The sequence below is a fragment of the SAR324 cluster bacterium genome, assembly GCA_015232315.1.
Classification (GTDB): Bacteria; SAR324; SAR324; order SAR324; family NAC60-12; genus JADFZZ01.
The window spans coordinates 1-25,712 of the sequence record JADFZZ010000034.1 but is presented as its reverse complement, the minus strand read 5'-3'; the positions used below and the strand labels follow the sequence as shown (position 1 = coordinate 25,712).

Here is a 25,712-nt window from a genome sequence, read left to right as displayed (position 1 = left end):
CAGCATGATAGTTTGAAAAGGTGAATAATTCATGACAGTTGATGATTTTGTGAAAAAATTTACTTGTAGTCGTCTTTTTAGAAATGCTAAGGGAACGGGTATTGCACTTCAAAGTCGCGAAAGCGGTTCTCCGGGAGAACAGCTTATTGAACTTTGTGAAACCATGATTAAACTAAAATTGGAGGACAGGATGCCAACCAAAACCGAGAATAAAAAAACTTCCGCAAAAGCTTCTTCAGCTTCTGCAAAACCCAAAACAGCAGCGACCAAGCCGGCTGCCAAAAAAGCTGAACCGGAAAAAGCCGCTGAACCCAAAAAGAAAGAAGCCAGTACGCTGGTGATTCATTATCGACGGTCTGGAAAAGACTATGATGGATGGGGTGCTCATATCTGGAATGTTTCAGGCACGCCATTGTCTGAAAAAGCCGCTACCAGTTGGGATAAACCCGCGGAATTTTCAGGAAGTGACAACTTTGGTAAAATTGCCAAAGCGAACGTCACCGGGCCTGGTTCTGTCGGAATTATTGTTCATAACGGGGACGCTAAGGATCCCGGAAATGATATGATTGTGCATGTCAAAGCCGGCAAGAATGAAGTCTGGATTGTGCAGGGTAATTCTGCCTTGTTCACCTCTGAGGATGCCGCCCTGAAAGCGTAGTAAAAAAAGAGGCAGGAGTAAAAACTTCTGCCGTCCCCTCTCCTAATCCATTCAAATCAATCAACTCAAATATTCCCGAGAAAACGCAAAAAACAGCAGAAGGCCTCATTTCCAGGGAAAGGCATCAACCACAAAGCTGATGGAGCATGGTCTTCCATAGCCTTTCATTTCCCTCATAAACAGCGTTTTCCATATGCTTCAGTCCTGTTCTAATGCCAGGGTAGTCCTTACATAATTCAATCATGTTCCGCAATCCCGCAATCAGAATTTCCATTTCATAAATGGGAACAGCATTCAATGTTTCAGCTATTTCAATCATTTTCTGTTTGATTGCTTCAGGCAGGATTTCCATATTGAAAGCATTGCTGGAAGTTTCTGTGGAAACAGTCACAACCGGCGTATGTTTGAGGTAATGAACCAGCACAGGCAGAAGTTTGTTCACTTCGAGCGGTTTTAGCAGATAATGGTTGATACCCACCTGCTTTGCGGCATCCTGCTGCTCTTTGAGCACATCTGCCGAGATGGCGACAATGGGAATTGCCTGTCCTCCGGGCGACTGACGAAGGATCCGGGTGGCTTCCACCCCATCCATGTCCGGCATATGCATATCCATCAGAATCAGATCGGGAGGCGTTTGTAGCGCAATTTGAATTCCCCGGGCCGCGTCGGCAACGATTTGTACTGGAATCTTCAATTCGTCAAACAGCGCCTGGATCATGAGTTGATTCATGATGTTGTCTTCAATCACCAGAACAAGATTGCTTTCATGAAACACATAATCCCCGAAATGCAGAACAGGACTTGTTTCTGACTGAATTACGCAGGGCAAGGTCACCGTAAAACAGGTTCCTGCATTCAGTTGACTGCGAACCTCTATGCGACCGCCAAGCTGACGGACCAATTCACGGACAATGGCCAAACCGATGCCAGTACCCCCGAATTTGCGTTTTGTGCTGTTATCGACCTGTTCCATTGGCTGAAAAATGGTTTCAAGTTTATCTTCCGGTATCCCGACACCCTCATCTTCCACCATGAATTTGAGTTCTTCTCCTTCAACCTCCATCTTCAATTGCACCGTCTGGCCTTCTGCTGAAAATTTGATGGCATTGTTGATAAGATTGAACAGAATCTGGTTCAATTTTCCGCGATCTGTCAGAATGATTTCCGGAGCGTCGGGCACTATGCTGTAAGTTAAATGCACGTCCCTCTGCAACGCATAAGACTTATTGGCATGATAAACTCCCTGCAACAATGTTTTGATATGGACATTTTCCTGCAAAACGTCCTTCCGTTCCGTCTCAATTTGAGAGAGTGCAATGATATTGTTCAGTATTTCAGCCAGATGATTCGCACTGGATAAAATATTTTCAAAATACTGACGGACCGATTCATAATGTGGCAGAGGTGACAGGCGCTGAAGCAGAATTTGACTGAAGCCGCCGATCGCGTTCAGCGGAGTGCGGATTTCATGACTCATGTTGGCCAGAAACTGTGACTTCGAACGATTGAGGGACTCGGCCTGACGTTTCGCCTCATACAATTCCTGGGTGGTCTGCTCAAGTCTCCGGTTCACTGTTTCATATTTTTCGGCCTTATGCGTTGTTAAAATCAGTTTTTCCGTGAGAATCATGGCAAAGATTCGATAAAGGACACTTTCCACTTCACTTCGATCAATACCGGCATAAGGTTTGATATTTCTGGCGTTGAAACTGAAAACAGTGACAGCGGTTTCAGCTACAACACTGGCAGAGGCCGGTTTGGAACTGATCACACTCATTTCTCCAAACAAATCGCCTTTGCGTTTGAGACTGATGATATAATTGCCATTGGAGTAGATCCCGATTTCACCACGTTGCAACAGATAGATATGGTCATTGACATAGCCTTCTTCCAGAATCACGGTTCCCGCGGGATATTTTTGAAAACTGCAAAGGGGTGCCATTTTTTCCAGAGTTTCCTGCCCGAGGTGTTCAAACAAACGAGATTCTTTGAGATATCTCAGGATCCTGTTGTTTTCATCAAACAGAAACGTATCCTGATAGCGCATTTCCGGTTGTAAAAACAGAATATCATCCGGAATCTGCTCTGCGGAGTCCGTCTCTTTCTCCTCCTGCTCCTGTAACATGGAAGGGCGGTCATTGTCGATCTTGTCCAGCCGGTTGTACCAGTGTTTCAGGATTTTTGTCAGATCACGAATATGAAAGGGTTTGCTTAAAAAATCATCCATGCCGTTTGTGATGCATTGTTCCTGGATGTGGGGCAAAACTTCAGCCGTCATGGCAATGATGCGGGGTCGTTCATAAAGTGGCCATTGGCATTGAATATTGACAGCCGTCTCAAAACCATCCATTTCAGGCATTTTCAGATCCAGAAGCAGAATATCAAAATGCTGTTGTTCCATTTCTTCCAGTGCTTCTTTTCCGTTTTGAACCAGGCCGGGATGATAACCCATTTCTTCCAGCATGGCCATGATCATGCGCTGGTTCATGATGTCATCTTCAACCACCAGAATTTTCAGGGGATAATGTTCGGCAAAAGATGACAGGAATTTGATGTCGGGCAATTGCGTAGACGGCGTGTTTTCCCTGGAATCTGCCACCATGGTAGACAAAGAGCCAATACGTGTGGGAAAGGTGAAAGAAAAGGTGGAACCTTCCTGTTCTTTGCTGTCTACCGTGATTTCTCCACCCATGATGGAAACCAGTTGTCGGCAGATCGACAAACCCAGTCCACTACCGCCATACTGCCGGGCTATGGATACATCCAGTTGAGAAAACTGCTGAAACAAGTGTGCCTTCCTGGACTCAGGAATTCCGATGCCGGTATCTTTTATGGAAAACAGGAGATTCAGTTGTTGTCCTTCCTGTTCCGGGACAGGTTCATTGAGGACCCTGACTGACACAACCACACTTCCCTGACTGGTAAATTTTATGGCATTGCTGACCAGATTCATGAGCACCTGCTGCAGGCGTGTCACATCTGCCACAATGACGGGCGGCAGCAACGGATCCGGGGAATATTGAAAATCCAGATGTTTTTCGCGGGCTAACGGTGTGAACAGGTCCATGACGCCTCTCAAACAGGTATGCAGATTCATGTCTTTTTGTTCGAGAACAATTTTTCCTGATTCCAGTCTGGAAAAATCCAGAATATCATTGATCAGTGTGAGTAAATTCTGTCCACTGTTGTGGATGGTCTCAAGATAATGGAGTTGACGTGAATTCAGTTCGGTTCGCATCAGCAGTTCAGTCATACCGATCAAGCCATTCATGGGGGTGCGGATTTCATGACTCATGGTGGCAAGAAACAAGGATTTTGCTTCGGTTCTTTTTTCTGCGGCACCCCGTTCATATTCCGCTTTTTTGAGACGTTCCGTTGTGTTTTTCAACTCAAGGGACATGGCATTGAAGGTGCTGGACAGAATTCCGATTTCATCCTGATTCATTACAGGAATCTGTTCGCCCAAATGTCCGGACTGAATCCGCCGCATCATGTGATTGAGCCGGGAAAGCGGTGACAATACCAGTTCAGAGAACATGATATTCAAACATAAAATCGCCAGAAACAGAATTCCACCCCAGAAGCCCATGCTCATCCAGAACTCACTCCTGACAGGCAACAGCATATTCCAGAAAAGGCCATAGATGATAAAAATCGCGCCGCTGATTACAATAGCGACCGCATTAAATTTTATTCTTAAAGAGAGAGTGGCTACCAGCATGAGGACCTTGAACGTGAGTGATTGAGAGAAGAAAGCCGGATTATCAGGAGGCCCGGTTGTTGAGGATCCTGATCAACTGTTCTTCCTGTTCTTGAAGCATCATGGTGAAGGAGATGCCAAACCAATAGGCATGCTGTCCGTGATTGTCTTCCTGTTTTCGCCAGGCAATCTGCCCCAGAACCCTGAAATTTTCTGTGATTGTTTCAGTTTCCAGCACAGTGCCCCTGAAATCCAGATTCAATAAAATGGTTTCTCCCTGAGACAGTGGACCTGAAAATCGAACTCTGGCGCCATCGGCGGAAATATCATGAATGGTGCCCTCAACCATCGTTCCCATCAGATCAATTTTAATTTTCCCCGGAGGTTCCAGATCAAAACGTTCGGTTCGACGGCGCAGAGTACGGTCTTTGAATAATTCAGATTCGCCAACCACGCCGGTCCAGAATTGATCAGAGGCGGGAGGATATTTGCTGAAATAACGGCAACGCTGGATATGTTCAATCACCGTCACATCCTGAGGATACACCTTAAAACAGTGTTCGAGTTGTTCCAGCGCCTCCTCAAACATGGCGCTTTTGTAAAGGGTAATGGCGTTCATGAGCGCTTGTCGGGTTTCCAGTTTTTTATCTTTGAGATGGGGCGGGTCACAATCAAATATTTCATAAATACCAACGGTCTGATTTTTTCCACGAACCCGTACAGAATCAATTTCCCTGATTAGAAAATTCTCATCCTTCAGCTCTGCTCTGGTGTGATGCGAAAGCAGAATGCGCGCATTGTATTTTTTGGTCAGGGCTTCGAGGCGTGATGCCAGATTCACAGGATCACCAATCACCGTAGAATTCATGCGGGTGTCTGAGCCAAGGGTGCCCACCATGACGGGACCTGTGTTGATGCCGATCCCAAGCTGGATCTGGGGTTGGTCCAGTTTTCTACGAAATTCATTGTAGTCTTGTGTTTCATGCTGAATATCGACCGCCGCCCTGACGGCATTGACCCCGGACAATTCCTGATCAAACAGCGCCATGATGGCATCTCCGATAAATTTGTCCACGAAGCCGTGGTTTTTGCTGATCAGGGGTTCTGTCAGGCTGTAAAAGCCATTGAGGAATTGAAAAATCTGTTCGGAACTCATCTGTTCCGCAATGTTGGTATATGACCGGATATCCGCAAACAGAATGGACAGGATTTCCTCTTCGTAGTCTCCCGCCTGAATGAATTGTTCTGATAAAATGCGATCAACAAACTGTTTGGGAACAAAGATCTGAAACGATTTATTGATGCGCTCCAACTCCCCGCAGATATTTCCGAGAAAGTCATTGGTGCGCTGAAGTTCAATAGTGCGTTCTTCCACCTTGTTTTCCAGAAGTTCCATGGCCTGATGGGCTGTGATCGCTGTTTTGATTCGGGCTTCCAGGATACTGCGACTCACGGGTTTATTGATATAATCCGTCGCACCGGATTCAAAACAGGTGGTCACAAAATTTTCATCATCTTCCCCGGTCAACATGATGACAGGAATCTTGTTAAAAAGATCGTGTGCTTTCAATTGTTTCAACAAGGTCAGCCCATCAATATCAGGCATACCGATATCCATCAATATCAGGTCAAAACGTTTGGATTCCAGTCGTTGAAATAAAAAACGTGGTCTTGAAATAAACGCTGTTTCATAGCCAAACTCATCCAGCAGTATTTGTACCTGCTGAATGACCTGGGGATCATCATCAACGATCAGAATTGTTGCCATGCGCCTTTGGGTGAGGAAAGGAATAAAAGAAATGACCTGGGTTATTTATTGCTGATTTCACCATGTCATGCAAGCCCTACGAAACATCTGGCATGACAATCATTCATAGAATCAACATGCAGTCGCCATAACTGTAAAAACGGTAATGCTCTGCTATCGCCTGCTGATATGCCAGCAGGAGTTCATCTTTTCCATAAAAGGCGGAAACCAGCAGGATCAGTGTTGATTCAGGCAGGTGAAAGTTGGTCAGCATTCCCTGAACAACCTTGAACGTATAGGGCGGATAAATATAAATATTGGTCCAACCCTCATTTTTTTTGAACTCATGCAGGGCCAGGGTTTCCAGCACCCGAACGGAGGTCGTTCCAACGGCTACAATTTTCCGGTGATTCCTCATGGATTCCGTCAGTTGTGTCAGGGCTTCGGGGGAAATATGAAAATATTCCGTATGAATCGGATGTTGCCGGATGTCTTCATGCAGCAAGGGCGCAAAAGTGCCGCGTCCCACATGGAGTGTCACTTCCAGAACTTCAATACCTCGATGGCGTATCTGTTCCAGAATTTGAGGGGTGAAATGCAGACCTGCGGTTGGGGCCGCAATGGCGCCGATGTTTTTGGAAAAACAGGTCTGATACCTTGTCTGATCTTGTTCCCGGAGTGTTTTTTCAGGTTGTTTTCTCTGGATGTAGGGCGGTAACGGCATTTCGCCGTGTTGCTCCAGACGTTTTAAAAATAATTCAGGATCGTCAAATTCAAGAATCCACAAACCCTCCGCGTTACGTTCTCTGGCATGAGCCTGGATGTATCCCTCCGCAAAGGTCAGCAATTCACCGCGTTTGACGCTTCGGGCGTTTTTCATCATGGCCGCCCAGACTCCCCGGGAGTGTTCCTCAATCAGAAGAATTTCAATGTATCCTCCGGTTGCGCGCTGTCCTCTGAGTCGTGCGGGCAAAACTCTGGTATTGTTCAACACAAGGGTGGTGTTGGCCGGGAGACATTCAACAATATTTTCAAAGCTATCATGCTGGCAGGTCTGGTTTTCCCGTGACAACCGCATCATGCGGGATTTTCCACGTTCCGGAGGTGGATGCTGGGCAATCAGGTTTTCCGGCAGGTCAAAATGGTAAGAATGAAGGTTCCATTGAGGATGGATAATATCAGACATGAGCATCTATGGAATGGCAAAAGAATAAGTTGTAAAAGTCCACGGAGGTTCCCTGGTAGCCGCCATCGGCGGAAAAAGCGTCAAGCGAAGGATAACGTTCCAGCGCTTCCTGGAAGACACGGCATCCCTCCACCGTGTCGGATTTATTGGCGGCATGTACGATGATATGGAGCAGGTTTCCCAGAATGTCGACACAGATATGGCGTTTGCGGCCTTTCACTTTTTTCCCGCCGTCCAATGCCACGATCGTCGCTATCATATTGGGTTTTCACATTTTGGGAATCGACGATTCCATAGGAACGTGTGGCGGAACGCCCTTGTTTTTGACGGGCAAGGGAGGTGAGTGAGCACAAGATCATGAAACCTTTCGGTATAAAACATGTCGCCGAAGCGGATGCCCTTCTGGAAGTTTTGGATGGTCAAATTCATCGCTTGGTACATACGTCATACCAATCTTTTCCATCACCCGCCTTGACCGAACATTGCTTGGGACCGTGAATGAGACGATCTCGTTTACTCTCAAAAACTTGAATCCAAATTTTAGCACTGCTAGTGCTCCCTCCGTCGCATAGCCACAATTCCAGTATGCAGGGGCGAGACGCCAACCAATTTCAACACATGGAGTGAAATGTGCTTCAAATGTTGGAATCGAAAGGCCAATAAACCCCGCAAACTGTGTGACCCCAAGAATCTCAACAGCCCAAAGACCAAACCCATGTTGTTGAAAATGTTCCTCAATGCGTTCTGCAAAACCATCGCTCTCTTCCTGAGATAGTGCTTTGGGGAGGAATTCTACCACCTGTGGGTCTGAGTTCAGCCTGGCAAATGATACTCGATCATTAAATACCCATTGTCGGAGATGCATCCGATCTGTTTGAAGTTCTGCGGGCAGATTCACGTTCACAATAACCTCACCCTATCTTGTCACGACCAAGCTGTATTTGACGGCCCAACATGATCATCATTTGATTCTACCAAGTACCGCATCGGGCATGGTTTTTAACAGCATGCCAATCATGCTCCAGGGCATGCGTGGAACTGTGGATGATTTCACTTTCTTTTCAATCAGATCGACCATTTCGATGGCTCCTTTTTCAACAGGAACCACAAACGGGCGATTGGGCAGAGTATCATTGATGGGGGTGTCAATGAATCCCGGATGAAGAATGGTGACCGAGATTTTTTTCTGGGCAACTTCACCGCGAACTCCTTCAAGGTAGGTGGAAAATCCTGATTTTGATGCGCAATACGCCGCATTACCTGGAAATCCACGAAAGGCCGCAACGGAAGAAGTTCCCACGATCTGACCACTCCCTTGTTCCAGAAAGTACGCCACCGCGGCATCCACCGTTGCCATGGCACCGATCAAATTGGTTTCAATGGTTTTTCGGACATTTTCAAACGGAGATTTACCAGCCTTACCACCAAGTCCGATACCCGCATTGGCAAACACAATGTCGAGTCCACCCAGATGGTTGGCCAGATCCCTCAGTATTTCAGGAATCGTAGCATACTGTGTGACATCCAGCATTCTGATTTCAACAGGGATATGGGGATATTTGGCGGTGATATCCTGCTTGATCTGTTCCAGTTGATCCAACCTTCTTGCGGTGAGTCCCAACGCATATCCTCGCCTGGCAAATTCCATGGCACATGCTTTTCCCAATCCGGAGGAAGCTCCGGTGATCATGATTTTTTTCATCAAGTGTCTCCATAATGATAATAACGAATCGCTGTTGCCTTGTAACAAATTATACGGCAACTGCAAACCCTTTTGATTACAAAAAGAAAGTTTGAATTTCATTAAGACTTTGTTATCTTGTTGAGCATCAGGGAGTGCTGGTCGCTGTCGCAAAATTGTGTTTTTGTATCATCCCGAACGCCTGTGTGGGATCTTTAACTTTTTAAGCCACTGATTTTACTATATTCAAGATTTCTCCCTTTGGTCGAGAAGACACCACTTTTGAATTATGCGACAGCGACTGGCATGTTTGTTAATTCCGGGAAAGGAGCCTGAGAATTAATGGGGAAAAATAAGAAACCCAATAATGATTGTTCAATGCTACGGGAGTCTGTATGGAAGGAAAAAATTTAACAGTAAGCTCTGATGACGAGCAGATGCGCAAAATGATTTCTCAGTTGTATGAACGACTTGATCGTCTTGAAGCTCAAAAACAGGCACTGATTAAGGAAGAAGAGGTCTTGGACAAGGATGTCGAAGTCAAGCGAGACCCCAAAATCGTCCGTATGCTGCATGTGATCAAAATAAGAATCAAAGATCTGGATTCCGCGATTGTCGATCTGGTCGAAGTCATCAACCGGATTGTTGCCATTATTTCACCCAAAAATCTCACTAAAGAGATTCTCGAATCATAGGATTTATGCAAACTCAGGAAGATTTGTTCAAGTTAGGCCCAGCGGTTTTTACCTCAAGACTGTTTGTGGGTACCGGAAAGTTTTCATCAGCGGAAATTCTGAAACAGGTGATTGAAGCCTCCGGAACAGAAATGGTGACCGTGTCACTCAGGAGGGTTGATTTTTCAAACAATGACAATACATCCCTGCTTTCCGCTGTTGACCGATCACGGGTTACTTTACTGCCCAACACCTCTGGAGCGGCCAACTCAAAAGAAGCGATCCGGCTGGCAAGGCTGGCACGTGAAGCTGGATGCGGCGACTGGGTCAAACTGGAACTGACCCCGGAACCCCGCTATCTGATGCCCGATGGCGTAGAAACGCTGGAAGCGGCAAAAGTCCTGGTCAAGGAAGGATTTCATGTCTTGCCCTATATCCACGCGGACCCGATTCTGGCAAAACGGCTTGAAGATATCGGAGTGGCGGCGGTGATGCCCTTGGGATCTCCGATTGGAAGCAATCAGGGGTTGCAGACCCGGTTGTTTCTGGAAATGATCATTGAGCAGTCCAATGTGCCTGTCATTGTCGATGCGGGGCTCGGAACGCCAAGTCATGCCGCGGCCGCAATGGAAATGGGTGCTGATGCGGTGCTGGTCAACACCGCCCTGGCGATCGCCGGCGATCCGGTTCAAATGGCGGTCGCTTTCAAAATGGGCGTTCAGGCAGGAAGAATGGCACGACTTTGCGGGATGGGTTCTGTGGCAAATGAAGCACGGGCATCCTCACCACTCACAGGTTTTCTTGATGCCATTTCATCCTGAACCGCAGATATTTTCCCACGCACATTTCATTTCATGAGTTCCATGACATTCAATGAAGTATTTCTCCAATTCACCAAAGACCAGATTCTGAAACAGCTTGAATCAACCACTGAGGATCAAGTTCGGAATACTTTAAAACAGGTTACCGCAGGACACAGTTTGTCACCGGAGCAGTTTCTGGCCTTATTATCGCCGCAGGCAGACAGGCAACTGGAACAGATGGCCCAAATCAGCGCGAGAAACACCCGCCAGCGTTTCGGAAATGTTGTGCAACTTTATGTGCCGTTGTATCTTTCCAATGAATGCCTGTGTGACTGCACTTATTGCGGTTATTCCAAAAACAACAGCATTGCACGACTGACCCTGAATAAAGACCAGATTCTGGAAGAAAGCCTGGCCCTGCACCGCATGGGATTCCGGCATATTCTGCTACTTTCCGGCGAAGACGCCCGCTATGTCAATGACACCACACTGGCAGACGTCGCGGAATGGATTCGTCCGTATTTTTCCTCCATTTCCATTGAGGTTCAACCGCTCAAGACTGAGGAATATGCAAGACTTGTTCGGGCTGGAATTGACGGGTTGACGGTGTATCAGGAAACCTATGATCGTGAGATTTATTCATTGGTGCATCTCGCCGGCAAAAAGAAACATTTTGACTATCGCCTGGCAACACCGGAACGAGGCGGAGAAGCGGGAATGAGACGTATCAATGTGGGCGCTCTGCTGGGCCTGAGTGACTGGCGGTATGATGGCTTTTGTGCCGGACTCCATGCGTCTTTTCTGGAAAAAAAATTCTGGCAGTCGCATATTTCGGTATCCCTTCCCAGAATGAGACAGGCGGCCGGAGCACACCACAAACTGTTTCAGGTCACAGACAGAAATTTTGTCCAGTTGATGACCGCTTTGCGTCTGTTTCTGCCCAATGCGGGCATCACCCTTTCCACCCGTGAATCCGCGAGTCTAAGGGATCATCTTGTGTCACTGGGCGTGACCCAGATGAGCGCTGGATCCCGAACTACCCCCGGAGGCTATTCCGAAGAAAATCACACAGGAAAACAGTTTGAAATCGAAGACAAACGAACCCCGGATGAAGTGGCCGCCATGTTGCGCAAACAGGGCTTTGATCCTGTCTGGAAAGACTGGGACACCGGCTTGACCATGCCAGACCTTGACCATCCAGCGGGAACCCTCACACCTCAATCATCCTCAGGAAACGTATGTTGAAAAATTTTTCTGTGAACGTCATTGTTTTGCTCCTTTTCACCAGTGTCTGGACTCCCGCTTTTGCTGAAACCATCAAACTGGTTGCGATGGAATACCCGCCCTATTATGGTGACAACCTGCCTAATCAGGGATTCATCACCGAAATTGTAGTGGAAGCTTTCAAAAAAGCTGGCTATAACTTGGAAATATCATTTTTTCCAAGGGCTGACGCTCAGGAAAAAGCGAACAGTGACTATGATGGAATCGTTGGCGTCTGGTATAGCAAGGAACTGGAGAAGAACTTCGTTTTTTCAGAGGCGTTGCCAGCCAATGAAATTGGCTTTTATAAAAGAAAAAGTGATCAGATCGCCTTCACAACGTTTGAGGCTCTCAAACCTTATATCATTGGCACTGTCGCGGGATATGCCAGTCTCCCGGAATTTGAAAAAGCAACGTTTCTCAACACCACAAAAGTTGAAAAAGACGCTCAGAACATTGCTATGCTACTTCAGGACAGGGTGGATCTGATCATAATTGACAAAGCCTTGTGCCAATATCTCCTTAAAACTGAATTTCGGACTGAAATGAATCAACTGGAATGGATGTCCCCGCCACTCAGGACGGAATCCCAATACCTGGGAATCGCCAAAAAAACATCGGGATTTCAGAAAAAACTCAACGCCTTCAATCAGGGCCTAAAAAAGATCACCAAGGAAAACATGATCATGAAAATCATGGAAAAACACGGCTTCTGAAAAATAATCATCCCCATGCTCTTATGCTGATTGATCAATTCAGAGAAAATGAAAACTGGGTCAAAGGCCTGATGAAAATGCCGCACTTTGCTCAGAACACCTTTGATTTGCTGTTGGCCTCAGCCTTCATCAACATCCTTTCGCTGGCCCTCCCACTCACCTTGATGCAGGTGTATGACCGGATCATCCCGCATGAATCCATGGGTACCCTGACCTGGCTGACCATTGGTTGCACCACCGCGGTTATTCTCGAAGCAGTCCTGCGTCTGTCCCGATCCTTCATCAGTGGATGGATGGCGGCCCGATTTGAACACATTGTGAGTTGCAGTGCGGTGGAACGCCTCATGACCAGCCGGATTGAGCAGTTTGAGCAGTTTGAAACCGGGGTTCATTTAGACCGCTTGAATGCCATCTCTACCTTGAGAGGTTTTTATGCCGGACAGGTATTTCAGGTGTTGCTGGATCTGCCGTTTGCCCTCATATTTCTGTTTGCCATCTGGTTTCTGGCAGGTAATCTGGTGTTTTTTCCGATCATTTTGATGATTCTGTTTCTGGGCATTGTCTCGTATTTCAAAACCAATTTTCAGGCGGCCCGGGATAATCAAATGGTCGTGAATGACCGTCGATTCAATTTTATCATCGAGATTTTGAGCGGAATCCACGCCATCAAGTCCATGCACATGGAAGAACAGATCCTCCGGCGTTATGCTCGTCTGCAAGGACAATCTGCTGAAATAAATATGGAAACGTCCCGCTGGAGCATGTTGCCAGCCAATGTGGGAGTGCTGTTCTCCCAAATCACCATGTATGGCATCATTGGAATCGGAGCGGGTTCTGTTCTCGATGGATTCATGACGGTGGGGAGCCTGACAGCCTGCATGATGCTCGGTGGACGCGCCATGCAACCGATTCAGAGCGCGGCCGGCTTTTGGATGAGGTTTTCTGAAGCAAACCTGGCCCGATCCCGCCTTCAGGAATTAGCCGCGATGGAACTGGAGACGATGCCAGACACACCACCTTTGCCGCTGGATTTTGAAGGAGCGATAGAACTGAAAGGCGTTTCTTTCCGTTACGATCCGCAAAGTGCCTGGGTGGTCAAGGATGCCCATCTGAAAGTGGAACCCAACCATATCATTGCGGTCATGGGCGAAAATTCTGGAACCACCACCACCCTGCTGTATCTGCTGATGGGTATGCTGAAACCGGAAACGGGTAGTGTGTTGATTGATGATTACCATATCACTCAATGGGATACGACGGAACTTCGTCAAAAGATTGCCTATTTTCCACCAACCGGTGTCTTGTTTTCCGGAACAATCATGGAAAACATCACCATGTTTGATCATTCAAAACATTTTGCGGCGATGGATGCGGCCGCACTCCTTGGTCTGGATGAGCATGTGGCCAATTTGCCGCTGGGATATCAAACCAGGGTTGGCGGACAAAGCACCAATTTTCTTCCGACCGGACTCATTCAGCGAATCGCTATCGCACGTGCCCTCGTGCATCGTCCAAGAATTCTGTTGTTTGACAGGGCTAATGGGGTGATGGACAAGGAAACCGAAGAAGTGGTGCTGGATCTCATTAAGAAACTGACGGGGAAATGCACCATCGTGTTGGTGACCAATCAACCCAAACTGCTGATGATGGTCGATGGTGTGTATCAACTGGCAGGCGATACTCTGGAAAGTCTGTATTAGCTCGACAGTGGTCAGTTCTCAGCTTTCAGTTCTCAGTTTTTTTTGAACTGATTAAAATTCTTACGATTTTCATATAAGCATAAAAGTTTCTTTGAAAATTTGATATTCAGAAAACTTTTAATCTCAATGACTTACACAAAGCTGAAAGCTGATAACTGAAAACTTACAACTCTTGAGGTATTAGGAAGCCTATGAAAAACAACAATGAACAGGTGGACAGGTCATGGGCTCGCTGGATCATGCAGACAGCCAGAACCTGGAAGGATATTGAGGAAATCATCATTTCAACCGGCATTGAATCAATTGATAAGGAACACCAGGGCATGACCGAATTGGCACTGGAATTAAATCAGTTGATCGAACGCAATGGGTTAATCGGACTTGCGATGGATCAGATTGACGAACAGAAGGAATTGCTGAGTAAATTGTATCGAGCCGCAGAAAAGCATTTCGCCCATGAAGAAAACCTGATCAGGGATTTTCATCTGGATGGCATGGAACGGCAACAGGAAGCTCATGACCGGTTTCTATCAATGCTCTGGACCTTCATTCATGATTTTCAGGCCGGCAAAATCACGATTTCCATGGAACTCAAACTGACCATCCTGGACTGGTGGATCGAACATATCAATCAATACGATTACCATACGTTTGGTGTCAAAAACTGGAAAGGCGCAGTGCTGGATCGTTCCCTGGAATGGAACGATATGCATGAACTGGTCAAACACATCGGCATTGAAGCACTGGATCATGAACATGAAATGATGGCGCGTTACACCTTTGATTTCCAGAAACTCCTGTTGGACGCAAAAGACCCTTCAATGCTGGATCGAGCAGGATTACTGGCAAGTTTTGATGCGATTTATCGTTGTTCCGACGAGCATTTTTTACATGAAGAACAGATCATCCGGGAATTTGGCCTGACAGGCTATGATAACCAGAAAAAACAGCATCAGATCTTTATGGATATGCTGAGGGATTACCGTGAACGCATTGAACAAGGCGACATTGATTTTGGCAACGAACTGAAAATAAAAGTGCTGGACTGGTGGCTGAATCATATCAACATGGTCGATTATCAGACATTTTGCGAAAACAACTGGGTTCTGCAAAAAATGGAAGATGCCCGTTCCTGGAACGATATTTCAGGGGTCATCCATTCCATGAATCATGAAGCTCTGGATGCCGACCACCGCCACATGGCAGAAATCACCCTCGACTTGAGTCACCTTGTGGAATTGTATGAAAATCAGGTGACACCTGATGCTGAAACAGTGGAGCGCACCCGCCGGATTTTTGACGATTTATATCAACTGGCCGCCGATCATTTTCGCCGGGAAGAGATGGTCCTTCTGGAAAAAAATCTGCCAAATGTTGAACTACACAAGCAACTCCATGAAAATTATCTGCGGAAACTGAACGACTTCCGGCAAAATTTTGCCGCAGGCAGAATTTCCCTTTCGCACCGGTTGAAAGCCATGGTGCTGGACTGGTGGGTCAATCATATCAATGGCATTGATTATGAAACCTTTGTAAAATCTTCCCAACCACGGACAATACCGTCATGAATCATGAGCATCCTTTTTATAGATTTTATCAATATCTGATCACCCTGTTTGACCCGATGCATGGGCAAACACGCACAGTTCATGATTATGCCCCATGCCTGTTGCCCTTGCTGGATTCCTTGGGTTGGCATGGAAAACAGTCGGATATCAGTCAGGCAAGGCCCTACATGTCGGAACAAATGGATCTGGTCGATTTCATGAATACGATGGCCAATCTGAAATTTGAGAGTTCCATGCTCTACAAAAAAATGGACACCCTTGATGAACGGCTGTTGCCCTGCATTTTTGTCGTGCCCGGAGAAAGCGTCAAAGTGCTGATCAAAAACACTGACAAAGGTGTGCTGATGTTTGATGCCGAAGCCCTGACTTACAGTGAAATGCCTTTGCGGTCAGTTCGGGGAAATATCATCCTGTTCGAATTGATGAAAAGCAACACTGTCAAACTGTTGAAACAACAAACCGAATGGTTTCAATTGATTCTGGGCAGGTTTCGAAAGTTGATGCTGACGGGTTTGCTGATCACGATGTTTCTGAGTGTGGTCGCACTGATTTCGCCCATGTTCATCATGACCATCTACAACCAGATCCTAACGGCTGAAACATCCGAATCCCTATATTTTCTGGGCATGGGAATCTTCATTTTTATACTGTGCGACACAGGTTTCCGGATTTTACGGACTCATGTTTTTGGATTCATCAGTGTGCGACTGGGAAACCTTGTGGGCAATGAAATTTTGCGCCGTATTCTCTATCTGCCTCCGGCTTACACCGAATCTGCCGGCCTTGGCGCACAGGTCTCCCGTATCAAGGATTTTGAAACAGTCCGGGAATTTTTTGCGGGAAACGCAGTCATTGCCTTATTCGAAATGCCCTTCATTGCCCTGATGATGGGAGCTATCGTGGTTCTGGGGGGAAATGTGGCCTATGTCCCGTTGGCCGGAATCGGAGTGTTCATTCTGTTTGGATTCATCATCATTCCCATCACCAGGAGAATCACGGTGGAATCCTCAAAATCCGGATCAGCCCGTCAGGAACTGCTGGTTGAAATGCTGACCAATTATCGGGCCATCAAATACACCGGTAGCACCCGGATGTGGCTGAAACGCTACAGGGACCTCTCTGCCCAGGCGGCCATGGGCGTCTACCTGAATAACCGGTTGAATGCGCTCATCAACACGTTTTCCCAGGTGATTGTGACCTTGTCCGGACTGGCCACTGTGTTTGTGGGAGTGGTCAACGTGATTGATAAAAAAATGAGTGTGGGTGCGCTCATGGCCTGCACATTATTGCTCTGGCGCTTGCTGGCCCCGCTGAAGACCGGCTTCGGGGTGATTGCACAGATTGAGCGAATCCTCAAAAGTGTGAGCCAGATCAACCGGTTGATGAACATGAAACTCGAACACAATCTGGAAAGTTCCATGGCCTTGAGCAAAAGCCTCCAGGGACATATCGCCTTTGCCCAGGTTTCCATCCGCTATTCGCCTGATGCTCACCCGGCATTGATCGGCGTTTCCTTTGAAATCCACCGGGGAGAAACACTGGTGATTGTAGGGCACGACGGCTCAGGGAAATCAACCATCCTCAAACTGATTCTGGGTTTGTATCCACCGCAGGCGGGAAGAGTGCTGGTGGACAACATGAATGTCCGGCAGATCGACCCGATCGTGTTACGACAATCTATCGCCTATGCGCCCCAGACCGCCTATATGTTTCATGGTTCCATTGCCTCCAATATCAGCCTTGCCCTGCCTGGCGCCGATCTCGAAGCCCTTCAGACTGCCGCTCAAAATGCCGGTATTCTGGAGGATATTGAATCCTTGGATGAAAAATTCGGAACATATTACAACCGCCAGAACCAATCCATGTTCACCGACACCTTCTGCAATGGAATCGGACTGGCAAGAGTCTTCCTGCGCAACAAGGATGTCATGCTACTCGATGAACCGGAACAGGGAGTCAATCCGTTGGAAGAATCACAATTTATTGAAGGACTCAAGAAGAACAAAAAACATAAAACCCTGATTCTGGTGACACACAAACCGGAATATTTTGAACTGGCTGATAAAATTTTATGGATGGAAAAGGGACGGGTGCGGATGTATGGCACCAAAGATCAGGTACTGCCAACCTATATGAAAGAAATCAACTGAGAGCTTATGAAAAAAAATATTAAACTGGGCGACAAGGAATCTCGTTATCTGGCCAAATCCGTACTGCTGGAAGAAAGCGGCAGTCCCGTGATCATCCGCCTCATCATTGTGTTTTGTACCGTCATTGTGTTTGTTTTCATCATGTGGGCCAATAACACCGTGATTGAAGAAACCGCCGTAGCTCCGGGACAGGTGGTGCCCGTTGGGAAATCCCATCGGATCCAGCATGTGACCGGAGGGATCGTATCCGAGTTGTATGTGCAGGAAAGCACGCCTGTGACCGAAGGGCAGGTGTTGCTCAAATTCAACACAGATATGGTGATGTCTGAGCTTCAGCAGTACACCACCCGGCAGGATTCGCTGATGCTCCAGAAAATCAGGCTGGAATCCCTGATTGAAGGCAAAATTCCGAATTTTTCACAAATCACGACCGAACATCAGGATTTTGTCAAAGATCAACAACGGATCTTTGCGCATCTGGAATCCTATCAGCGCTCGCTGAGAACGGTATTTCAGAACCAGAATGACAAATACCGTGCTGATCTGGATGATCTGGCTGAACAACGAAAAATGATCATGGAACTGTCAGCGGTGAATGAGGAACTGTTTCACACCGGAGAAAACGTCAAACGCATCAAGGAAAAACTGGCAAACCTGTCTATCAAAAGCCCTGTGAACGGGGTGGTGCACGGGCTGAAGCTCTATTCGCCCGGAGAAATTACCGGACCCGGAGAAGTGATCATGGAGATCATTCCGCTCAACACTCTAATGATTGCTGAAATCCAGATTTCCTCACGGGATATTGGTCATGTTCGTATTGGTCAGGGGGTGACGCTGAAATTCACCACCTATGATTTTTCCCGCTATGGAGGCATGAAAGCCGAACTGGATGAGATTTCACCTTCCACCTTTCTGGATCGGACAGGAAATCCCTATTACAAAGGCATCGTCAAATTGCCCAATTCTTTTCTGGTCAGTCAGGAAACCACCCCGATCCTGCCGGGCATGACCTTGCAGGCAGATATCCGGACTGGCGAAAAAACCGTCATGGAATATCTGCTCAAACCCATTTTCGCATCTGCCAAAAAGGCCCTGCATGAACGATAGGAGAACCACCATGTATTCATTCATCTCAACAATTCTGATTATTCTGCTAAACGCAGGGGTCGTGCTGGCCAATCCCTATGCCAGCATCTTGAGAGAAAATTATAAAATCACGCTGGTGGCCCAGCAGTCTGGCAGAATCAATTTATTGCTCTCTGAAGGAACACCCATCAAACAAGGCTCCCCGTTGTTCGAGATTGAACGTCAGGAATTGCAGATTGCACTGCAAATGGCTGAAGCCCAATGGAAAAAAGCCCAGCAATATCTGAGCAAGGTAAAAAATCCTTATTCTGAAGAGGAACGCCGAAACGCTGAATTGATTTATTCCCAGAAAAAAAAGCAATTTGAAGCCGGGGCCATCTCGCCGGAAGCCTTTGGTCTGGTGGAAAGTCAATATCAGATGAAAATCACACCCACTCGAGCAGAAGACATCGCCATTGCCGAAGAAGAAGTGAAACTGAAACACAGCGAAATGCTGTTGGCGCAGGCCGCCATTGAAAAAACCAGTGAACTGGCACCCGCCAATTTCGGAGTGATTCAGCGAATCAGGGTTTATCCGGGCCAATGGGTGCGGCAGGGGCAGGAAATCATGGAACTTATCGGCGTTCACCCCTTGCAGATGGAGGTCTATATCCCTTTGTCTGAATCAGCCAAACTCACTCGTGGAAAAATACTGAAAGTGGAGATCAACATGGGAAATGCTGTTGATACAACCCGGGGTTCTGTGGTGTTTATTTCCAGTGAGGTGGATGCTATTCGTCAAACCCTGTTGATCAAACTGGAAATCAACAATGTCGAAAAACGCTATTCTCCCGGGATGCTGACCAATGTCTATTTACCTTGAAAAACTGGGATTGTTTCTGTGTTTCTGGATCGTCTGTCTTTCTGTTGCCACGCAGGCTCAGGAAACTACGGCGCCGACCCTTGATCTCCTTCAGTCGCTTGCCCTGGCCACCAAGGCCGCCTCAGAAACACAGGCGCTCAAGGACCGTGAACTTCGATTTCAACTTCAGGAGGAGCGACTGGAAGAAGGCAAGATTCGGCATCAGGTTTCCTCAACGTTGTCTCTGACCAGCAATGATGTTTCTGATTCTCGAGACATCACAGTGAGTGGTGCCGCAGACGCACAACAGTTGTCAACAGCGTATCGTCAGAGTTTCCAAAATGGATTTTACTGGCAATTACGCCTGTTGCAACGGGATGAAACCGCTTTTGACGATTCCGCGACAACCTTCAATCAAGTCCAACTCAGTGCGGCCATGCCGATTTATGGCCAAGGGGCTAAGGCAGGCCGAATCGGCTATGAGAAGGAAAAAATACAACTAGAGGAAGGACGGCTCGATTTTGAAGGAGAAAAAGCTTCCCTGTCTTCACTGGTGGCCCGTCGTTTCTGGGATGTCCTGATCAGTTATCAGGAATTTAGCCAAATCCGGATGCATATGGTTTGGATGAAACAACAACAGGCCCAGCAACAAGCTCTGGCTCACCAAAACACAGATCTTGACACGCAAAAACTGCAACTTGAATATGCTGAACTGCAGAATGAACTTGCCCTTCAGGAGGCTACCCTGCGCTTTGCCCGGGAACAACTGGCCATGTATATCGGATTGCCGGCCCTGGACACCACGCCATTGGCGCCGGAAATACCTGTGTTTGAAAAGACTCGTGACGCGTTTATCAAGTTGTTTCTTGAGCGGGATCCCGCCTACCACCAACTCACAACCCGTCTTGAATTGTTGAATCGGGATCTCGAATTGAATGCCGCCCAGACCGATCCTGAAATAACAGTGGGAGGAAACGCTGGACTGGCCTCCGCGAATGCTTCCAGTGGTACCAATGTCGGTGCGTATGTGAGTTTGGTTTATAATTTTTGGGGGGGTGACTCCGAGAAAAAAGAAATCACGTTGCTGGATATTCGACAACTTGAATGGCAACGAATCACTCAGAAAAATAAACTGGAGTCCGAGGCGGCTCATTTGTATCACAAAATCCAGATGGAATACAAAAAGGTAGAGTTTGCACGACAAAAGACAGAGCTTCGACAACAGCAATCCAAACAACGACAACTTCAGTTTGATGTGGGCGAAATCACCTTTGATCAACTGATCGAAGCCAGAAAAGTAGCGCTTCAGTCTGAAACAGACCTGATTTCCAGTCAGAAAATTTATTGGTTACTTCTGCTGGATCAACTGGATCGGTTGCAATTGCCGTTGTCCTTGATTTATCCTCCTGAAGCAGTTCCCCGATGAGCCAGAGCTGTTCACTTCTCTGGTAGGACGGGACTACGTGCCCGTCAAACATACGATTTTTGGCGTTTGCGGGGCATGTAATCCCCGCCTACCCTCCGGTTGACGTTCAAAATAAGGAGAAATGAACAGCCCTGCCCGATGAGCGATTCATTTTACATTCACACGTTTTTAACAGGGAAACTTACGAACTGTAATGACCTGGTGGTCTTGTTTCAGATTGTTGAGGACAATCTCTGTGAGCATATGGCCTTGCTCTGCGTCTTCTTCATAAGTTTCTATGGAAAAACAGTCCTCTTCCCGGATAGACGCCATGTCTTTCAGCATTTTACTGACTGCGGCAAGGAGCCGATCCTTTTGCTCAAAATCCTCCTGAACTGGTTCGGGAACTATTTCCTGGCTGTCATGTTCTATTTGTTGTTTTGCCAGAGTATCAATGGCGTTGAGCATCGAAATGGTATCGAGGATAATATCCTGTTCTTTCTGCGAATGGATTTTTTTTACGCCTGTCAACTCAAGGGTGGTTCGCTGTAACTTATCTGACAGGATGCGGCCCAGCCATAAATAAAAATCCTTGTCTCCAATTTTGCTCAATATTTCATGAGAGATATTCATCAATTCAAGATTTTCTTTAGCGATGATGGAGGCGCTGGCTGGAGCTTGCGTGAGCATGCTTATCTCACCAAAAATATCGCCAATCCGTTGCATTTCATAGATTTCCACGCCATTTTTAACAACCGCGATTTTCCCTTTGAGAATGAGAAACACATGGGAACTGACGGTATCTTCCTGAATGATGATCTCCCCCTTTGTCAATCTTTGTGTAGTCAGATTATTCACAAGTATTCTCAGCATTCGATCGGACATTTGTTGAAAAGATCGTTTGTCTTTGAGGTAGTTGTATAATTGTTTCCTTTTAGGGTCTGTGATTTCAGGCACATCTTCGCCTTTCAGGAATACGATTTCCTGTTCCAGTCGCTGAATTTGTAGTTCCTGCCGGGATATTGTTGATTTCAGCAATTGGACATCGCTGTCATCAGGCTCCTGATTGTTTTCCAGCAGGACGATTCTTTTCAGATACAATGAAATCTTTACTTCCAGATCTTGAATTTTCTTTTTTTGTGCCAACACAATTTTCTGGTAATGCTCTGCCTTGGCCGCCATGGTTTGTTCAGCTTTTCTTTTTTGTTCTAAGGCAATATCTTTACTGCTTGCGTCATGATTTCCCATGCTCAGCGTCCTTTTTTCAACAATTCAGAGTTTAAATTTTTGCCATCAATGGCGGTCATATCACAGCGGACTCAAGAATTTCCGGTTGTCTTGATACCTGACGAAAGTTTGAATTTGATCAAGAATCTATCATTTTTTAATTTACTTTCGAACGCTCCGTTTAACTCTTTAACAGGTTGTTCCAACTCTTTCAGTCTGGCCTGAATCTCTGGAATATTATGGAGTTTAAATTCATGTTCATTCAGGAAATGTTTGAATATGGATTTTCTGGAGAATGTTCCGTTCAGGCTGATAGCGACGACATTGTCCAGGGCGTCATCAATTTCTATTAGAACCGCTTGCCCCGGAACGGATAAAAAATTGGCCATTGAAATCAGCACTTGAAGACCTTGAAACATTGCCTTCTCATGTTCTGAATCAACCCGAAACGATTCCTTGCATTTTACTTTTTTGTTCACCTGTTTCCGTTCAGCATCCTCCAGATAGGCTCTTCGATTTGCCGCAATGATCAATTCACGCAAGGGCAATGCATCGCTCTGGACAACAGGGGGTAGTGCCTTCGGTTCTTTGTCAGCAGAGGGTGCTGGCAATCTTTCCAACAGCGGTGTCGCGTCTTCAATTTCGATTAGGGAATCCGCCTCCCCTGGTCGAGACAAAAAATTCTGTAATTGTGTATGCTGAAGCTTCAATTGAAACTTCATTTCTTCTCGGGAACGCCGATTCTTATCCAAATGGTGACGTAATCGGGCCTGAAGGTCGTTAATCGTTTCATTCAAGGTTTCCAGATCAAATCCAGCTTCTCTGGCCTGACGCACCTGCGGCACCAAACGGTCGAATAATGCCCTATACCCGGCGGCCGTTAGTAACAGATGTTTGTCTGTAAGTAGCAAATCCAGGATCTCCAAAGCAACAATGAGTTGATCCAGATTGGAGTCAGTTCCTAAAAATTTAAAAATAAATTGATCGTCAACCAATTGATTTAAAGATTTAAGAATGAGTTGCCTGTGTTCCTGTGTGGCAAGTTCATAGGCGTTTTTTAAGGGGATTATCGCGAAATTCTCTCCAATCTGACCTAATGCCTGAATAGCCGAGGCCCTGACTTCGTCATCAACATCCTCCAGATAACGAACCAGAAAGAAGGCCGATTCTGATAATTTCGCACGTTCCAATAGGGAAATTACTCTGGTTTTTAACTCAGGTTCCTTGTGGGTTAATTCTTGAAACAATTCTGGCAGGAGAGGGATTAGCTTAGACCGTTCCTCGTTCCATTGTGCGGATGTTTCTGAAGAATCCCACTTCTCTAAAATCGAGAGCGCCTTTTCAACTATTGGGGATTTATCTCTGTAAGAACGTAAGTCAACCAGGTTGTTTTTCATTTTTTCACTAATCATGCGAATTTAGAATTGAAATAGCGTGTCCTTCAGGGCTTGACACTGAATCCACCACCCTGCTGAGAGTTTCTGGATGCCGGATCAAGTTCGACGTGACACTTTTTCTCATTTTCAGCACATTGATGATCAAACATAATTTTCACTCCTAACTGGCATTAATCGGTATTACGCAAAACAGATGTTCACAAGTACAACTGCAAAAACAATGCTAACATGCTGTTACTTCTCTATTTTGCTCATAACACAAAACACACCAGTCAAACAATTTTTAAAACAAGAAAGGGAGAGTAGATCATTGGTAAAATTACCTAAATTCGTAAATTATCTAAACGAATAATCACAAAAAAACATACTTTTGTTTAATTAATTTTGTATGTATGATCCTGTTTTATGAATAATGAGGAGTTTCTTGTGTCCAAAACTGAACATTGATGCAATCAAACTATCATAAAGCATGGTTCAGACAATACACGGACCTCCAGACAACTTATATTTTGCAATCGTTACCGTGACAGCACCTTCAACTTCCATCGCATCATATGGCAATGTTATGAACCTCAGAGATTATAAAAAGGATATTTATGGCCATTGAACAAAAAAGAAACTTCTCTGTTGCATCATCGGTTGAAGATCTGGATTTCACGACAGAGTTGGACAAAGGTGATTTATCTTCGGGAGAATTTGAGAAAATAGTTATCGAAAAAGATGAAGATGACACACCAATGCTGGTCACTATTACTCCTGGAACGGCGGTGATCGAAGGGGAAGCAGGCCATACTGCCTATCATGGCACCATCACGGAACCGTCGAACACAACCTTTGGTGCAGGAACGCCTGGAATAGAGGGCGGTGCAGAACCTCCTGCCACGATGGTCTCTTCGACAACAGGGAATGAGTTATCACAGCAAACAGAGAACCCTATCGTAACGGATAATCAGGAACCAATCCCTCAAAAAGTGGCATTAGAATCTTTGTCAAATAATGAAAATTCTGTTTCAGAAATGTCATTTGCTGAAATAATTCTGCCTGATGAGGCTTCTGGTGCCAATAACACCAGCACCAGCGAATCTTCAGTGTCTGATGTGACGGCCACCGTTCAAACCAGTGAACCTGCGGCATTGAATACAGCCACTCAGTTTTCTTTTGTAGGAACTCCTGTTTCTGATACAGGTGCACAGAATCAAAGTATCAATCAAAAAGCTGATGCCACAACCGTTCAAGTGGATTCATCAGCCCCCGATATTGTCAATCCCTCATTCAACACCAATCAGACGATAAACCAACCTGTTCAGGCGTCTCCAGCGAATGCAACCACCGGAACAATTCCTGACACAGGTTCTACATCCGTTGATACCGCTTCTGCCGAAAATACGACTCCCGCCGCTGGACAGAATTGCAGTACACAGGCAACCGACCAATCTTCTGATGTACCATTTGCAGAAAATAATTCTCAAATTGAGGCAACAAATTTGGAAAATGAGGTGTTTCTGGAAACTACCGCAAGTGTTGCTGAGGGTGAAGAAACTATAGTTGAGGGGGAATCCCGGGCTGACGAGGTTGCTGCTCAAAACGAAAACCCGGTTGAAGGCGATGAGACCGAAGGCCAAACCTCCCAAAATCGGGAAGGCGCTGTTGAGGCATCTCAGGAAGATACAATAGATGAAACCATGTCTGACGAAACGGCTGAGGAAGATGCCGCCTCACACGCTGAAGATGTTGTTTCTCAAGATCAAGAAGCGATTGATGGAGATGAGGCCGAAAGCGGAACATCTGAAAACCGCGACGGGGCTGAGGTACAAGCTGGGGAGACTGTTCAGGAAGATACAACAGGGAACGGAACGGCTGAGGAAGATGTCGAAGCCCAAACTGAAGATGTTGCCACTCAGGGAGAAGAC

Annotated in this window: 19 protein-coding genes and 1 pseudogene; 12 read left to right on the top strand and 8 right to left on the bottom strand. The window is 46.3% G+C overall.

The features are described 5' to 3' along the window. The first annotated feature begins 190 nt into the window (after nt 1–190). Nucleotides 191–658, top strand: a complete 468-nt coding sequence (locus tag HQM11_17590) for a hypothetical protein (GenBank protein MBF0352850.1) — start codon at nt 191–193, stop codon at nt 656–658. Nucleotides 659–782: 124 nt separating this feature from the next. Here the strand turns inward: HQM11_17590 and HQM11_17585 are convergent, their stop codons facing one another. The 6 genes and pseudogenes from HQM11_17585 to HQM11_17560 form a co-directional block, all read right to left on the bottom strand. Further along, nucleotides 783–4,379, bottom strand: coding sequence for a response regulator (locus HQM11_17585; GenBank protein ID MBF0352849.1), 3,597 nt, complete (start codon nt 4,377–4,379; stop codon nt 783–785). A gap of 43 nt (nt 4,380–4,422) precedes the next feature. Then, nucleotides 4,423–6,126 (bottom strand): response regulator, encoded by a 1,704-nt coding sequence (locus HQM11_17580; protein MBF0352848.1) that lies wholly within the window; start codon nt 6,124–6,126, stop codon nt 4,423–4,425. Between the two features lie 103 nt (nt 6,127–6,229). Continuing rightward, nucleotides 6,230–7,291: a tRNA preQ1(34) S-adenosylmethionine ribosyltransferase-isomerase QueA gene (gene queA, locus HQM11_17575; GenBank protein ID MBF0352847.1), complete on the bottom strand. Its 1,062-nt coding sequence runs from the start codon at nt 7,289–7,291 to the stop codon at nt 6,230–6,232. An 82-nt stretch (nt 7,292–7,373) separates the two neighbouring features. Further along, nucleotides 7,374–7,550: pseudogene (locus tag HQM11_17570) on the bottom strand (IS5/IS1182 family transposase). A gap of 96 nt (nt 7,551–7,646) precedes the next feature. After that, nucleotides 7,647–8,156 carry a GNAT family N-acetyltransferase gene (locus tag HQM11_17565; protein MBF0352846.1) on the bottom strand — a complete coding sequence of 170 codons (510 nt, stop codon included), beginning with the start codon at nt 8,154–8,156 and terminating at the stop codon, nt 7,647–7,649. A gap of 96 nt (nt 8,157–8,252) precedes the next feature. After that, nucleotides 8,253–8,996, bottom strand: coding sequence for an SDR family oxidoreductase (locus HQM11_17560; GenBank protein ID MBF0352845.1), 744 nt, complete (start codon nt 8,994–8,996; stop codon nt 8,253–8,255). A 371-nt stretch (nt 8,997–9,367) separates the two neighbouring features. On the opposite strand from HQM11_17560, the gene HQM11_17555 reads away from it, so the two are divergent. From HQM11_17555 to HQM11_17510, 10 genes are all read left to right on the top strand, one after another. Continuing rightward, the gene (locus tag HQM11_17555) at nt 9,368–9,667 is read left to right on the top strand and encodes a hypothetical protein (protein ID MBF0352844.1); all 300 of its coding nucleotides are present in this window, start codon (nt 9,368–9,370) and stop codon (nt 9,665–9,667) included. Between the two features lie 5 nt (nt 9,668–9,672). Then, nucleotides 9,673–10,467, top strand: coding sequence for a thiazole synthase (locus tag HQM11_17550; protein MBF0352843.1), 795 nt, complete (start codon nt 9,673–9,675; stop codon nt 10,465–10,467). Between the two features lie 42 nt (nt 10,468–10,509). Further along, a complete protein-coding gene (gene thiH, locus HQM11_17545) occupies nt 10,510–11,694 on the top strand; it encodes a 2-iminoacetate synthase ThiH (GenBank protein ID MBF0352842.1) in 1,185 nt (394 codons plus the stop codon). Next, nucleotides 11,688–12,428 carry a transporter substrate-binding domain-containing protein gene (locus tag HQM11_17540; protein MBF0352841.1) on the top strand — a complete coding sequence of 247 codons (741 nt, stop codon included), beginning with the start codon at nt 11,688–11,690 and terminating at the stop codon, nt 12,426–12,428. The genes thiH and HQM11_17540 overlap by 7 nt, the downstream gene beginning before the upstream one ends. Before the next feature lie 23 nt (nt 12,429–12,451). Next, complete coding sequence (locus HQM11_17535) at nt 12,452–14,128, top strand: ATP-binding cassette domain-containing protein (protein MBF0352840.1); 1,677 nt, start codon at nt 12,452–12,454, stop codon at nt 14,126–14,128. Nucleotides 14,129–14,319: 191 nt separating this feature from the next. Then, on the top strand, nt 14,320–15,696 hold the full coding sequence (locus tag HQM11_17530; protein MBF0352839.1) for a hemerythrin family protein: 1,377 nt from the start codon (nt 14,320–14,322) through the stop codon (nt 15,694–15,696). Further along, the gene (locus HQM11_17525; protein ID MBF0352838.1) at nt 15,693–17,846 is read left to right on the top strand and encodes an ATP-binding cassette domain-containing protein; all 2,154 of its coding nucleotides are present in this window, start codon (nt 15,693–15,695) and stop codon (nt 17,844–17,846) included. Before HQM11_17530 ends, HQM11_17525 begins: the two co-directional genes overlap by 4 nt. A 6-nt stretch (nt 17,847–17,852) precedes the next feature. Then, entirely contained in the window at nt 17,853–18,953 is a 1,101-nt protein-coding gene (locus tag HQM11_17520; GenBank protein ID MBF0352837.1) for an HlyD family efflux transporter periplasmic adaptor subunit, read from the top strand. Nucleotides 18,954–18,963: 10 nt separating this feature from the next. Further along, nucleotides 18,964–19,794 (top strand): HlyD family efflux transporter periplasmic adaptor subunit, encoded by an 831-nt coding sequence (locus HQM11_17515; protein MBF0352836.1) that lies wholly within the window; start codon nt 18,964–18,966, stop codon nt 19,792–19,794. Next, nucleotides 19,778–21,199 carry a TolC family protein gene (locus HQM11_17510; protein ID MBF0352835.1) on the top strand — a complete coding sequence of 474 codons (1,422 nt, stop codon included), beginning with the start codon at nt 19,778–19,780 and terminating at the stop codon, nt 21,197–21,199. Before HQM11_17515 ends, HQM11_17510 begins: the two co-directional genes overlap by 17 nt. Nucleotides 21,200–21,367: 168 nt before the next feature. On the opposite strand, the gene HQM11_17505 is transcribed toward HQM11_17510, so the two are convergent. Continuing rightward, on the bottom strand, nt 21,368–22,426 hold the full coding sequence (locus HQM11_17505; GenBank protein ID MBF0352834.1) for a cyclic nucleotide-binding domain-containing protein: 1,059 nt from the start codon (nt 22,424–22,426) through the stop codon (nt 21,368–21,370). Between the two features lie 71 nt (nt 22,427–22,497). Further along, entirely contained in the window at nt 22,498–23,817 is a 1,320-nt protein-coding gene (locus HQM11_17500; GenBank protein ID MBF0352833.1) for a HEAT repeat domain-containing protein, read from the bottom strand. Between the two features lie 581 nt (nt 23,818–24,398). Between HQM11_17500 and HQM11_17495 the strand changes: the two genes are divergently transcribed. Beyond that, nucleotides 24,399–25,712 (top strand): hypothetical protein (locus HQM11_17495; GenBank protein ID MBF0352832.1); only part of this gene is annotated, 1,314 nt, incomplete at its 3' end.

What these genes read in the sequence shown, in the direction of transcription:
- HQM11_17590 (MBF0352850.1), top strand. Translation starts at nt 191, where the DNA reads ATGCCAACCAAAACCGAGAATAAAAAAACTTCCGCAAAAGCTTCTTCA.
- HQM11_17585 (MBF0352849.1), bottom strand. Translation starts at nt 4,379, where the DNA reads ATGCTGGTAGCCACTCTCTCTTTAAGAATAAAATTTAATGCGGTCGCT.
- HQM11_17580 (MBF0352848.1), bottom strand. Translation starts at nt 6,126, where the DNA reads ATGGCAACAATTCTGATCGTTGATGATGATCCCCAGGTCATTCAGCAG.
- queA (MBF0352847.1), bottom strand. Translation starts at nt 7,291, where the DNA reads ATGTCTGATATTATCCATCCTCAATGGAACCTTCATTCTTACCATTTT.
- HQM11_17565 (MBF0352846.1), bottom strand. Translation starts at nt 8,156, where the DNA reads ATGCATCTCCGACAATGGGTATTTAATGATCGAGTATCATTTGCCAGG.
- HQM11_17555 (MBF0352844.1), top strand. Translation starts at nt 9,368, where the DNA reads ATGGAAGGAAAAAATTTAACAGTAAGCTCTGATGACGAGCAGATGCGC.
- HQM11_17550 (MBF0352843.1), top strand. Translation starts at nt 9,673, where the DNA reads ATGCAAACTCAGGAAGATTTGTTCAAGTTAGGCCCAGCGGTTTTTACC.
- thiH (MBF0352842.1), top strand. Translation starts at nt 10,510, where the DNA reads ATGACATTCAATGAAGTATTTCTCCAATTCACCAAAGACCAGATTCTG.
- HQM11_17540 (MBF0352841.1), top strand. Translation starts at nt 11,688, where the DNA reads ATGTTGAAAAATTTTTCTGTGAACGTCATTGTTTTGCTCCTTTTCACC.
- HQM11_17535 (MBF0352840.1), top strand. Translation starts at nt 12,452, where the DNA reads ATGCTGATTGATCAATTCAGAGAAAATGAAAACTGGGTCAAAGGCCTG.
- HQM11_17530 (MBF0352839.1), top strand. Translation starts at nt 14,320, where the DNA reads ATGAAAAACAACAATGAACAGGTGGACAGGTCATGGGCTCGCTGGATC.
- HQM11_17525 (MBF0352838.1), top strand. Translation starts at nt 15,693, where the DNA reads ATGAATCATGAGCATCCTTTTTATAGATTTTATCAATATCTGATCACC.
- HQM11_17520 (MBF0352837.1), top strand. Translation starts at nt 17,853, where the DNA reads ATGAAAAAAAATATTAAACTGGGCGACAAGGAATCTCGTTATCTGGCC.
- HQM11_17515 (MBF0352836.1), top strand. Translation starts at nt 18,964, where the DNA reads ATGTATTCATTCATCTCAACAATTCTGATTATTCTGCTAAACGCAGGG.
- HQM11_17510 (MBF0352835.1), top strand. Translation starts at nt 19,778, where the DNA reads ATGTCTATTTACCTTGAAAAACTGGGATTGTTTCTGTGTTTCTGGATC.
- HQM11_17505 (MBF0352834.1), bottom strand. Translation starts at nt 22,426, where the DNA reads ATGGGAAATCATGACGCAAGCAGTAAAGATATTGCCTTAGAACAAAAA.
- HQM11_17500 (MBF0352833.1), bottom strand. Translation starts at nt 23,817, where the DNA reads ATGATTAGTGAAAAAATGAAAAACAACCTGGTTGACTTACGTTCTTAC.